This window comes from Salinibacter pepae (genome assembly GCF_947077775.1).
Taxonomy (GTDB): Bacteria; Bacteroidota; Rhodothermia; order Rhodothermales; family Salinibacteraceae; genus Salinibacter; species Salinibacter pepae.
The window spans coordinates 2,679,926-2,691,911 of sequence record NZ_CAMTTE010000001.1 but is presented as its reverse complement, the minus strand read 5'-3'; the positions used below and the strand labels follow the sequence as shown (position 1 = coordinate 2,691,911).

General features: G+C 66.2%; 9 protein-coding genes. All 9 read right to left on the bottom strand.

Annotation, left to right across the window (positions count from 1 at the left end; translation table 11 throughout):
- Nucleotides 1-23: 23 nt before the first annotated feature.
- The gene (locus OJA40_RS11170; protein ID WP_263810670.1) at nucleotides 24-1,268 is read right to left on the bottom strand and encodes a Wzz/FepE/Etk N-terminal domain-containing protein; all 1,245 of its coding nucleotides are present in this window, start codon (nucleotides 1,266-1,268) and stop codon (nucleotides 24-26) included.
- Nucleotides 1,269-1,324: 56 nt separating this feature from the next.
- Entirely contained in the window at nucleotides 1,325-1,555 is a 231-nt protein-coding gene (locus tag OJA40_RS11165; RefSeq protein ID WP_162891514.1) for a DUF2283 domain-containing protein, read from the bottom strand.
- A gap of 641 nt (nucleotides 1,556-2,196) precedes the next feature.
- Nucleotides 2,197-2,424, bottom strand: coding sequence for a DUF2283 domain-containing protein (locus OJA40_RS11160; protein WP_183956682.1), 228 nt, complete (start codon nucleotides 2,422-2,424; stop codon nucleotides 2,197-2,199).
- Nucleotides 2,421-2,738, bottom strand: coding sequence for a DUF4258 domain-containing protein (locus tag OJA40_RS11155; protein WP_263810667.1), 318 nt, complete (start codon nucleotides 2,736-2,738; stop codon nucleotides 2,421-2,423). The genes OJA40_RS11160 and OJA40_RS11155 overlap by 4 nt, the downstream gene beginning before the upstream one ends.
- A gap of 319 nt (nucleotides 2,739-3,057) precedes the next feature.
- Nucleotides 3,058-4,503 carry a nucleotide sugar dehydrogenase gene (locus OJA40_RS11150; protein ID WP_263810666.1) on the bottom strand — a complete coding sequence of 482 codons (1,446 nt, stop codon included), beginning with the start codon at nucleotides 4,501-4,503 and terminating at the stop codon, nucleotides 3,058-3,060.
- 51 nt (nucleotides 4,504-4,554) lie between these two features.
- Entirely contained in the window at nucleotides 4,555-6,453 is a 1,899-nt protein-coding gene (locus tag OJA40_RS11145; protein WP_263810664.1) for a hypothetical protein, read from the bottom strand.
- A 133-nt stretch (nucleotides 6,454-6,586) separates the two neighbouring features.
- The gene (locus OJA40_RS11140; protein ID WP_263810663.1) at nucleotides 6,587-7,591 is read right to left on the bottom strand and encodes an NAD-dependent epimerase/dehydratase family protein; all 1,005 of its coding nucleotides are present in this window, start codon (nucleotides 7,589-7,591) and stop codon (nucleotides 6,587-6,589) included.
- A 193-nt stretch (nucleotides 7,592-7,784) separates the two neighbouring features.
- Complete coding sequence (locus OJA40_RS11135) at nucleotides 7,785-10,877, bottom strand: SLBB domain-containing protein (RefSeq protein WP_263810662.1); 3,093 nt, start codon at nucleotides 10,875-10,877, stop codon at nucleotides 7,785-7,787.
- 196 nt (nucleotides 10,878-11,073) lie between these two features.
- Entirely contained in the window at nucleotides 11,074-11,982 is a 909-nt protein-coding gene (gene rfbD, locus OJA40_RS11130; protein WP_263810660.1) for a dTDP-4-dehydrorhamnose reductase, read from the bottom strand.
- Nucleotides 11,983-11,986: the final 4 nt, after the last annotated feature.

The window sequence follows — 11,986 nt, the reverse complement described above, 5'->3', positions numbered from 1 at the left end:
GGATAACAAGTGAAAATCGGTGTCTATGTGGTTGGTTGTTCTTTCTGCCAGCGGGATGGGATCACATGTTCACGGATTTCGTCAATCTTCTCTTTTTCCTCATTATCCTCCTGGACATTTCGAAAAAACGCATTCACGAAGGCTACCCCAATACCCAATATCCCCCCCAAGATGAATGTTAATATTACCATCAGCGTCCGATTGGGGGCACTTCGACTCTTCGGTGGCACTGGTTTCTCCACCACCGTCACCACCGGCTGCCGCCGCTGCAGGTCAAGCCGCGTCTGCGTGAGCTGGCTCTGGAGCTCACTGTAGAGCTGCTCCTTGAAACTCACCTGTCGCTGCAGCCGATCGCGTCGGAACTGGAGCGTGGCCGTCGTTGGGTTCTGGTTGCGCTCCAAGAACTGCGCCAGACGGTCCTCTGTGGTTTCGAGCTCTTGTTCTGCCTCTTCAAACCGTTCCTCCACAAACTCAAGTCGCTCCCGAACTTTCTCCGTTCGAATCTCGCGAACCCGGGTCGAGAAGTGATCAAGAAAGCTTTCGGTGATCTCCGCCGCAATCTGCGGACCTCCAGCCGTCACTGAAATCGTCATGAGGCCAGTCTCTTCATCCACCGAGGCTGAAATCATACTCCCGACAGCCTTCAGCGCCGCGTCCTCTCCTTCACTCGGGATCAGCGGCTCGCCGGCCTCCGTTGTTCCCGCCGGGGCGGGTGTTTCCGAAATGGCACGGCCAAGCATTCCCTTCAGGGTCCACGGCAACCAGAGCGTGTATTTCATTACCTGACTCAACGTCCCCGGCGGACGATTCACGTAATCAACGAACGTCATCGGCCGCTCTGCATCCGGAAACCGAAACGTGTCCCGCACCACCGCCAGCCGCACCTCGCGGCTCTGCAGCACGTCCGGATACGCCGCCGGCGTGAGGCCGCTCGACGCCCCTCCCAAACTAATCCCCAGTCCAGAGAGTGCTCCACCCGGAATGCCACTCGGCAGCCCACCACCCTCCTGCTGCGCCTCCCGCACCACCCGTGCCTCGGAGGTGAACTCTTCTTCCGCCAGCAGCGCATACGTCACACCCAGCAGCGTGAACACGAGCACCGTCCGCACGATGAGCGTCCTGTGGCGGGCCAGGACGAGCAGAATGTCTAGCAGCGACACCTCGTCTTCTTGCCGAGGACCGTAGCCCGGCTGTTCTGCAGGTGCCCCATCACCAGGTGGTGTCCCCGGAGGACCGTCTGTCTGGCCTTGGTCGTCGGCGGTGCTCATCGCGATTATGAATCAACTCAACATCTGTAGCAGCACGGTACATCGCGCCGCGCAGGTTATGAGGTCGTCGTTTCTGGCCGAGGGGACGATGTCTGCACCGTAACGCTCAGCTCATCGGCCGTCGTCAAGTTTCGCGCCGCGGCGTTCAAGAACTCGACGCTTACAGGCTCCCCATCTTCTCCGTAGCTCACGACCACCCCGTTCGGCTCCTCTACGGCATTGAGGGGCGGCTCGTCCCGCAACACGAGACAAAGCACGTCGGCCTCCGAATCATAGGTTACCTTCATGGGCTCAGTCGTTCCAGTATTTGTCAACGTCGCTGGTCCAATACACCGTGAGAAGAATCCGTTCCGACCCCTCCCGAACGAACGGAACCCGAATCAGCCCCGGTCCCCGTCGTTTCTGATCAACCTCGGCGTCTCCGTGCCCCGAAACCACCTGCCCTGGATCGCCGATAACATCTTCAATCTCGTTTCGGGTGATTCCCCGCTTCTCGTTCCACTGTTCCTGCCGTTCTTCAGCGTGCTTGGTCCACACAATGTCCATATCAGCACGTGTTTGAGCGTGGATGCCCCACCGGAGACGCCCATCGATTACAGCCGATCCATTTTTGACTCTTCTCAGTCGTCTCCGAAAGCAGTTTGGACACCGATGACAGCAACTCTCGAATGTCTCGAACAGCCCTCTGATTGAGCATCATCTGCACAGTTGCCCCCTTGAACGTGTCGATCGGCTGATGCACCGCCTTCTACTGCCCGACCGACAGATGATCCAGTTCGCGAACCAATTCTTCTCGCAGGGCCTCTTTCGTCATGGTGTTTCTGCATCGGATTTATAGACACGCACGCCACCATCCCCGCCCCGCTCAGACGATCCTCCTTCGCCAGATGAGCGTCTTGTGACGATTGTCGGGAGATTCAGCATCCGTTTAGGAGGCTGGTGTGGCATGCGTTGGGATGTCGAGATCGACCTCAAACTGGACGTTGTCCTGAAGCACGTCAGAGGCGTCGAGCACCTCCAGTCCAATGAGGCGCCCATCTCGGTCAAAATCCGCATGCACGCCGGGCGAAACGGTCTCTGTGCGGGCCGCCGCCGTACCAGGTGCGGCCAGCCATAAATAAAGCAGATCACGCGCCGGGTCGTATTCTACCTTCATTGTGTACCTCCTTCGCGGGGAAAATCGGTTCCGTATCGGGCGAGCACAGTCAAAAGAATCAGGTCATCCTCCTCAATCTTGAAATACACGGTGACCTCTTTCTCGTCGTAGTGCGTTCCCTCCCACACCGCGTCGTACGAAAACACCAAGGTACGTCCTTCCGTGCCCGGTTTCGCGTCTGTCGCCTCCCATCCTGCGTTGATCGTCCCCCGTACCTCTTCTTTCGACACGCCCCGTTGTTCCATTCGGCGGCGCACGTGCGAATGGAAATGGTCATCCGTAAGGGCAAACTCACCCGGCTCCGACGGTGCCATCCTCTCACTCGAATAATGTCACACCAAAAACGAGGCACCTCCCGATGTCCAAACGCCGGTCAAACCCTACTTGTCCATTAATGCCGGATCAGCCTCATTCATCGGGTTTTCTGCTTTCGTACAGGGTCCGATCAATCTCCTCCGCCGTCATCGAATCATGCGATAGCGTCCCCGACGCGCCGCGCAGGTTACGGAGGTCAACGCTTTTGGCTAAGGCAACGATGTCTGGGACATAACGCTCAGCTCGTCGACTCTCGCCCAGGTTCGTCTCACCCCCTTCCCTCTATCCTCTTTCCCCTGAACCCCCACGCCCCACCACTTACCCCGCCCCCAGCAGCGTGATCTTCTCCCGCAGCGCCGGGTCGTCGATGCCGTCCAGGGCATTGCGGGTGTCGACGATGGCGGGCGCATGCTCGGCCACGAGGCCCGGGTCCACGGCGTCGTGGTCCGTTACGATCACCGTCGCCTCGTGCCGCCGCAGCACCTCGGGCGTCAGCTCCACCGACGGAACCTTGGTTGGGCCATCCTCGCCGTCCGCACCCGGTGCCGCGTAGGTGTCCACATGCGGGTCGTGGTACCGAATCTGCCCCACACCTTTCTCTCGGAGCAGCCGGATGATCTCGTCGGCCGGGGAGCGGCGTGTGTCGGACACGTTGCCCTTGAACGCCACCCCCAGCACCAGCACCGCCGCGTCCTGCAGCCGCACCGGCTCGCGGGCGATCGTCTCGATCACCGCGTCCACCACGTGCCGCGGCATCTCCTCGTTCACCTGGGCGGAGAGGGTGATGAAGCTCGTCTCGAAGTCGTGCGTCTTGGCGACCTTCGACAGGTAGTGCGGGTCGATCGGGATGCAGTGCCCGCCCACGCCGGGGCCCGGATAGAACGGCATGAAGCCGAACGGCTTCGTCGCCGCCGCGTCGACCACCTCCCACATCGACAGGCCGTCCACCCGCTCGCAAAACTGGGCCAGTTCGTTGGCCAGGGCGATGTTCACCGACCGGAAGATGTTCTCCAGCAGCTTCTCCATCTCGGCCGCCTTCGGGCCGGAGACCGTATGCACGTCGGCGATGATCTGCCCGAGGGCCCGGCGGGCCATCTCCGTGCCGGTCTCCGTCATGCCCCCCGCCACCACCGGCGTGTTCGCGGTCGTGTACTCGTCGTTGCCGGGGTCGATGCGCTCGGGGCTGAAGGCCAGAAAGACGTCCTCCCCGAGCGTCAGGTCGTCGGGGCCCTCCTCCTCTAGGATCGGCGCGACCACGTCCTCCGTCGTGCCTGGGTAGGTGGTGCTCTTCAGCACGACGAGCTGGCCGGGGCGCAGGTGCGGGGCGATCGTGCGGGTGGCCGCCTCGATGTACGACGGGTCCGGCTCGTTCGTCGCCGTCACGGGCGTCGGTACGCACAGGAACCACACGTCCACCTCGTCGCCCCCGTCGTAGTGGGCGGTGGCCCGCAGCCGCCCCGTCTCCACCAGTCCTTCGATCGCGTCGTCGTCGAGGTCCTCGATATAGTTGTCGCCGGCGTTGAGGCAGTCGACGCGGTCCTCGTCCAGGTCGATGCCTCGCGTCTCGAACCCCTGCGTCGCGTACTCGGCCGCGAGCGGCAGCCCCACGTACCCGAGCCCAACGACCCCGATGGTCGCCTCGGTCGCGTCGAGCCGGCCCACGAGCTGCCGTGCGGCGGCCGGCTGCTCAACGTGATCCGTTTCTGCCATCCCGTTTGGCGAGAGGGCCTCGCGGGGCGGCGGGTCGAGGTTGGGCGTCTCCATGGTCGGACGAATGATGATGCGGAATCGAAAAGATCTGGTACCGTTTTCCAATCACGCAGGCGGCCCGTGCGTGGGTTCGCCATGGGTAGAGTCTTCACGCCCCGCCCCAAGCGGTTTCATGTGGACATCAAACGAGCGGCACGCCACCCCGGCCTCCGCGCACTGCCGGGCCACCTCCTGCTCGCGGTCGGCGGCCGCGTCGCCCACCGCGACAATCACCTCGTCGATGTCGTGCTCCCGGCACAGGTCGGCACACGCGCCCGTGCCCCCGAACACCGGCAGTCCCTGAACAATCTGATCTTGTTTCAATGGGTCGGGATCGACGAACCCGACCGGCACGCGGTCCGTCTCTTCGGCGTCTCGGAGCGCCCGCAGGGCAAGCATGCCCCGCTCACCCGTTCCGTAGAGAAGCACGTTGGAGGTCGACTCGGCAGGCGCGACGCGAGATCTGTAGAGCGACGCGCCCCGCTGGAGCCCACGAAGTCCCAGTCGGCTTCCCAGTATTCCCAGGGTAAGGATCAACCCGTCGACCATCAATAGGGGCGCGGACACGGCGCCCAGTCCGTACACGAGGGCCAGCCCCCCCGCGGTCGCTGCCTGGGCCAGGAGGATCGTGCCGACGATCCGCGCGATGGCCGGCGTGCCGGCGTGGCGCCAGAGCCGCCGGTAGAGCCCCATCGCGTAGAGCACGGCGAGCTGGACCCCCCCCACCAGCAACACCCTCTCAACGATCGGCACGCCCTCAGCCCCTGCCAGTCCGCCCGATCCGAGCCTCCCCGATCCGACGAGGGCGTGCGCGGCCGCAAGCGCCCCGCCAATCAGGAGGCCGTCGCCGACCAGGTAGGCCGCCACGGTTTGCCAGCGCCCCTGTCCTGATTGTGCATTCGACGACGGGCTCGTCGACTCACTCGGCGCCCCGTCGCCCCCAACGCGGGCGGCCCGGTACACGTCGAGGCGCCCCAGGGATCCCCCAATCACCCCCAGCGCGACCGTTCCGAAGGCACAAGCGGCATAGAAGAGCGTCGGCTCCACGACGAGCGCCGTCAGCCCCACCCCGCCGGCGACCGCGCCCATGCCATGCAGGGTTCCCACGGCCGCGCTCTCCGACAGCCCGAGCGTCACCAGCCGGTGCGACGTGTGGTCCTGCCCCCCGTTTGTCACGGGGCGGCCGGCCTGCGTCCGGGCCACGGTCACGAGCGTCGTGTCCAGGATGGGCACCGCCAGCGCGCAGATCGGCGCCAGGACCGCCACGCCGGGCCCCACCGTCACCGCCCCCTGTCCCATGACCGCCAGGGCGGCCCCCCCGTACCCAAGGACCAGGCTTCCGCAGTCCCCCATGAAGATGCGGGCCGGCTTCGCGTTGAACCATAGGAAGCCGAGCGCCGCGCCCCCGACCGTTCCGCCGAGCAGGGCCGCCGGCAGCGCCCCGCCCGCCGCCGCGAAGGCCGTCAGCGCCACCGCCGCGATGCCCCCGATGCCGGCCGCGAGGCCGTCCATGTTGTCGAGCAGGTTCACGGCATTGGTGATGCCGATGACCCAGACCAGGGTGACCGGTGCCGACGCCCAAAGCGGCCACTCGGGGCCGAAGACATGCCCGGCGGCCATCAGGAGGACGGCGGCCCCGACCTGCGCCGCAAGCTTCGTAGTGGGCCCCACGCCCCACAGGTCGTCGACCATGCCGACGACAAAGAGCAGCGTCGCCCCGCCCCCAATCAGTCCGACGTCAATCCCCACTCCGGCCAGGGGGCCAAGGAGAAGCAGGGCGAGCGCCCCGGCCCCATACATGGCCACACCGCCCATGAGCGCGGTCGGGGTGGCGTGCCAGCGGTCCGCCTGCGGATAGTCGAGCCAGTCGAACGCATGCGCCGCCTTGATCATCGCGGGCGTGAGCAGCAGCGTCGCCGCCCCCGACAGGCACGCGGCGGCCGCCGCCCAGGCAATCACCGGCATGTGGGATGCAGTCGAGAGCACAGCCTGTCTTTCGTTCTCAGTCAGAAAGGATGGGCGCGAACGCGGGGGCGTTCTGGAAGTGGGGGCTTCCCCTCTGATTTGCGCAGATCTTACCCTCTGATTTGCGCAGATCTTACGCGGCGGCCTCGGCCTCTTCGTCTTTTTCCGCACGCACCCCGGCGATGACGTCCCGCAAAATGTCGTCGACGGTCCGTTGGGGCTCGTATCCGGTAAGCTCGGTGAGCTTCGAGCAGTCCGGCGTCCGGCGCTTCATGTCCTCGAATCCGTCCCCGTACACCTCCTCGTACGGCACGTGCCGGACGGCCGCGCCCGATCCCGTCATCTCCAAAATGCGCTCGGCGAGCTCGTTAATCGAGATTTCCGTCGGCTGCCCGATGTTCACCACCTCGCCCTCCGCCGCCGGCGACCGCAGGAGCTGGACGACCGACGCCACCGCGTCGTCGATGTGCGTGAAGCAGCGCGTCTGGGTGCCGTCCCCGTGAATCTCCAGGGGCTGCCCGCTCAGGGCCCGCTCCACGAACGTCGGGATCACCATGCCGTACTGCCCGGACTGCCGCGGCCCCGCCGTGTTGAAGAAGCGGGCGCACACCACCGGAAGGCCGTGCTCGTCGTGGTAGGCCTGGGCCAGGAACTCGTCCATCGCCTTCGTGCACGCGTAGGCCCAGCGCCGCTTGCTGGTCGTGCCGAGGGTCCAGTTGTCCGTCTCCGACAGGGCCTTCAGGTCCTCGTTCTCCTGCATGGCCTTCCCGTAAACCTCCGAGGTGGAGGCCAACAGAACCTTTTTCTGCTCGTCGGCGGCCCGCCGGAGCACATTTTTCGTCCCGTCGACGTTGGTGTGGATCGTTTCCACCGGCCGGTCCAGGATGCGCTTCACGCCCACGGCCGCCGCGAGGTGCACCACCTGATCACAGGCCCCGATCTCTCGGTCCAGCACCTCCTCGTCGAGAACGCTTCCGGTCGTAAACGTGAAGGCGTCGCGGCCTTCGAGGGGGGCAATATTTGATCGGCGTCCCGTCGACAGGTCGTCGAGCACCCGGACCCGGTGCCCGTCGTCGATGAGACGGTCGGCCAAGTGGCTGCCGATAAACCCGGCCCCGCCGGTGATGAGGTACGTCATGCGAAAGATTTTGGAGGTAGGCGTAGAACTAGGAAGACGACGTGCAGAGACGTCCCCGGAATTTACCGCAAAAGAAGCGCGTCGGCTGTGCTTCTGCCCTGTGAGTTCCATGTCTATGAAAACACACAGGAAAGGGAATAACTAGACCAAACTGTCCATGCAGGGTAATTTCAGGCAAGATTTATTCCACGCTTCAGTTGAAGGCCCGCGTGGCGAGCACAATCAGGGTCAGCGTGCTCGACAGGACCTGCGTGACGTTGGACGCGATCTCGGAGTAGTTAATTTCCTGGTCCTGATCGGGTTCTTCTTCGACCCGGATGACGGCCCCGTCGTCCACGACCGGCGTGCGGCGGAACCAGCCCGTCTGGACTTCGAAGGTGGCGCCGGACGCCTGGGTCAGAAATACATCCTGGGTATTCTGGCGCGTGCCGCCGGCGCGGTCGAGGTAGTAGTCCACGCGCCGCCCGTCCTCGTGCTTGATGAGCCCCTCGTTCGCCACGTTGCCCCGCACGGCCACGGTGTTCGGTTGGGTCGGAATCATGATCTCGTCCCCCGGGCGCAGGATGACGTCCTCCGCCGGATTCCCCCGCACGGCCCGCTCCATCTCGACGATGAGCTGCTCCCCGTTCCGCTGCACCCGAAAGTCCTGGTCGGCCTGGGCCTCCGGCCGAGTGAGGCGCCCGCCCTTCAGGTAACCGGTCGGCAGAACGCCCCCGGCCCGCTGAATGACGCTGGAGAGGCGTTCGTTGTCGCGCAGCAGCGTGTAATCGCCCGGGTACTGCACCTCCCCCTGGACCGAGACGGTTTCCTGCGGCTGGAACGACGGACTTTCCCGGATAAAGATGCGGTCGCGGTGCTGCAGGTCAAAGTTGTCGGCGGCCTCCAGGGCCCGGGCCGTGTCCTGGACCGAAAAGTTGACGTCCTTCGGGTCCACGTCCCGTTCGATCAGCGGGACATCCACGGTGCTGGCCCGCCGCCCTTCTTGCCCCCGCCGTTCCACCATCCGGGTCACAGTGACCTGCTGGAGGGACGCGCCCTCGGCAAATCCGTTCGCCTGCAGGATGGCGTCCTTGAGCGTCATGTTGTCGCGGAACGCGTAGCGGCCCGTCTCTTCCACGGCGCCACTGATCCGCACGAACCTTTCTTCGAGGCGCTCGACGGTCGCCGGGTAGATGCGAATCTCGTCCTCGGGGCGCAACTCGCGGTCGGCCATGCCCGTCCCCGCCAGCGCGTCGCCCAGGTGAAACGGAATCACCCGCTCCTCGTCGCCGTCACGCGACACCCGGAACAGGTCGGCCCGGCCCAGGAAGACGTCCTTGAGGTACTCGTCGTCGGTCAGGCCGCCGGCTTTTCGGAGAAGGCTCCGGACCGTCATGCCCTCGCGGTACCGATATTGCCCCGGGTCGCGCACCTGGCCCGTGATGCGCACCTGCCGGTCCGCCCGCATCTCCTGGATGGAGGCCACGTGCAGGCTGTCGCCCGGCTGCAGGACGACGTTGGCCTGGGGGCGATCCTCCATCACGGCCTGGAGGTCGAGGGACTGGCTCGTCTCGCTCAGGGTATCGTCGATCCGCACGAGGTCGGCCTGCTCGCGGTAGGCGTCGCCCGTCAGGCCGTCGGCCTGTTCGATCAGGTCCTTCACCGTGCGCACCTGGTCCCCGATCTCGTACTGCCCCGGCTGGAGCACCGCCCCCGTAACCTCCGCGGCGTCGACGCGCGCCTTCACGGCCGGGTCCTGGGCCTCCGCGAGGGGCAGGACTTTGACGCGGTCGCCGTCGGCTAGCGGCACCTGCGCGGTGTCGGCGCGGGCCGCCTGCAGGCTGGCGTCGAGCACCTCGCGGGCGACGGACGGGTCCTCCCGCTCGGCGAATGGCACAATGCGCTCGATCTGGAAGCGCTTGGTGTAGGCGTTCGGCTTGAGGCCGCCCGCGTAGTCGATCAGGTCCGCAACCGTCTCGCCCTCTTTCATCTCGTAGTACGCCGGGCGCTTGACCGGTCCCGTGATGGCGACCGTCTCCCCGCGCGGCGGGACGAAGATGTAGTCGTTGCTCTGCAGCTGCACCGGGTCGGGGCTGTAGCCCTGCAGGAGGTAGTCGTACAGGTCGACGGTCTCGACCACCTCCCCGTCGCGGATGACGCTGATGTTGCGCAGGCTCCCGCGGCGCAGCGGGCCGCCCACGCTGTAGAGGGCGTTAAAGACGGTCGAGTAGCCGCTCACCATGTAGCCCCCGGGCTGGGGCACTTCCCCGAGCACGAAGACCTGCGTGGGTCGCACGCGGGTGAGCGTGAGGTCCATGAAGACCGTCGGCGGGTCGGTCGTCAGCCCCGAGTAGCTTTGGGAGAGCCACTGCTTCATCTCCGTGCGCAGCTCGCCGAGCGACTTGCCAGACACGGTGAACTGACCCACGTTGGGGACCGTCACGCGCCCGCCCTGGTCCACCGGCAGCTCGTACGTAAACTCCGCCCCGCCCCACACGGTGAGGCGCAGCTCATCGTCCGGCCCCACCACGTAGCTGCCGTCGGCCAGTCCGGTGGGCTGGGGCGTAAAGGCCTCCGGGATGGTCTCGAACGTGTCGTAGCCGAAGTACCTGAGCGTGTCCCGGGCCGCCCGCTGCCGCCTCTCTTCCGGCCGCTCCCCTTCCGGGAGGATCGTCAGGCGGCGGCCCGTGGCCAGGGTGACGGTCGTGTCTTGAGTCGAGGCCTGCACGAAGAGGCTCCAGGTGCCATTGTCGGTGTCTCCAGGGACCGTGAGGGTGCCCCGCCACGTGCCGTTGATCACCGAGCCGCGCACGCGCTGGACGTCTTGCACCTGCACCGAGTCCCCGTCCGCCGTGAGGAAGCCGGGCCGCACCCGTTGGATCTGGTTCTCGCTCCGCAGCGGCACGCGGACCTGAATGTCACGAGGAAGCTGGTCGACTGCAATACTGTCGGGGTCAATCACGGGGGTGCCCGACAGGACCGGATAGGCCGGGTTGCGGGGCCTCTGACGCTCCCCCATTCCGACCCCCGTGGTGTCTTGGCCCTGCCGCTGGCGGGCCGCCTGGAGCAGCGACTGGATGCGCGCCTCCGGCACGCCCAGCTGACGGGCCCGGCGGGCGGCCTGCTCCGGGTTGGAGGGGTCGATGCCGAGCTGCCGCAGGCGCTGGCGCGCCTCCTCGATCGTCATGCCCCGCTCCTCCAGCTCCTGCCGCGCCTCCTCCGGAAGCTCCTCGCGCTGCTGGGCCTGGGCGGGCGCGACGGACAGGGCCACGAGAAGCACACAAAGCACCGAGAGGATCCAGCGCATCGCAACTGCGATCGGATGACAGAAAGACCGGGAGGCGTCGAGCCATGGCCGCCGCGCCGCAAATCGCTACGGCAGCCTCAAAGATAATCCGAAGTACTTGGTAAGTGGCGTCGGGTAGAAAGGCGAATCAATTCGCCCCGTCCCCGACAACTTTTTCGAATATTCGCCGGCACGCCGCCGAAATCCCGCCCGCCCATTAGCCGCGCGCCACGCGCTCCCCGTCGGCAGTCCGCACGCGCTTGCGGAACCGGGCCAGCTGCGCCGTCCAGGTTACGTCCGGCAGGTCGAAGGCGGCCCGGGCGCGGCTGGAGTCGAGCACGGTGTAGGCCGGGCGGGGCGCGGCCGTCTCGTACTCGTCCGACGACACCGGCTCGACAGTCACGTCCGTGCGCCCGAACTGCGCGAAGACCGCCCGGGCGAGGCCGTACCAGCTCGTCTGGCCGGTGCCGGCGAGGTGGTAGCACCCGGCCTCGGGCATGTCGTCGTCCGCGAGGAGACGCTCGCAGACCGACGCCGTCGCCTCCGCGCACCAGCCCGCCCAGGTCGGCACGCCGATCTGGTCGTCCACCACGGTCAGCCGGTCGTTCTCGTCCGCCAGGCGCAGCATGGTCCGCACGAAATTCGAGCGGCGGCGGCTGTACATCCAGCTCGTGCGCAAGATGACGTGGCGCCCGCCGACGGCCTGGATGGCCGCCTCCCCGTCCCGCTTCGTTCGGCTGTACACGTTGATAGGATTCGGGGCGTCGGCCTCGGTGTACGGGGCGCGCTTCGTCCCGTCAAACACGTAGTCCGTGGAGTAGTGCACAAGCCAGGCCCCCACTTCCCGGGCCGCCTCGGCCAGCACGCGGGGCGCCTCGGCGTTGATCCGGGCCGCCCGCGCCGGCTCCTCCTCCGCCCCGTCCACGTCGGTATAGGCCGCCGCGTTTACGACAAGGTCCGGCCCCAACTCCCGCACCGCCGCCCGCACGGACGTCAGGTCTGTCAGGTCCACTGCGGCGCGGCCCGGCGCGTGCACGGCGCCGAGCGGCGCGAGGGTGCGCCTCAGCGCGTGGCCCACCTGTCCGGTGGCCCCGAGCAGCAGAATGGAGGCGGTCGCGTCGGGCATTGCG

Excerpts from the sequence above, each read along its gene's own strand:
- OJA40_RS11145 (WP_263810664.1), bottom strand. The coding sequence starts at position 6,453 with ATGCCGGTGATTGCCTGGGCGGCGGCCGCCGCGTGCCTGTCGGGGGCG.
- OJA40_RS11150 (WP_263810666.1), bottom strand. The coding sequence starts at position 4,503 with ATGGAGACGCCCAACCTCGACCCGCCGCCCCGCGAGGCCCTCTCGCCA.
- OJA40_RS11155 (WP_263810667.1), bottom strand. The coding sequence starts at position 2,738 with ATGGCACCGTCGGAGCCGGGTGAGTTTGCCCTTACGGATGACCATTTC.
- OJA40_RS11170 (WP_263810670.1), bottom strand. The coding sequence starts at position 1,268 with ATGAGCACCGCCGACGACCAAGGCCAGACAGACGGTCCTCCGGGGACA.
- OJA40_RS11165 (WP_162891514.1), bottom strand. The coding sequence starts at position 1,555 with ATGAAGGTAACCTATGATTCGGAGGCCGACGTGCTTTGTCTCGTGTTG.
- OJA40_RS11160 (WP_183956682.1), bottom strand. The coding sequence starts at position 2,424 with ATGAAGGTAGAATACGACCCGGCGCGTGATCTGCTTTATTTATGGCTG.
- rfbD (WP_263810660.1), bottom strand. The coding sequence starts at position 11,982 with ATGCCCGACGCGACCGCCTCCATTCTGCTGCTCGGGGCCACCGGACAG.
- OJA40_RS11140 (WP_263810663.1), bottom strand. The coding sequence starts at position 7,591 with ATGACGTACCTCATCACCGGCGGGGCCGGGTTTATCGGCAGCCACTTG.
- OJA40_RS11135 (WP_263810662.1), bottom strand. The coding sequence starts at position 10,877 with ATGCGCTGGATCCTCTCGGTGCTTTGTGTGCTTCTCGTGGCCCTGTCC.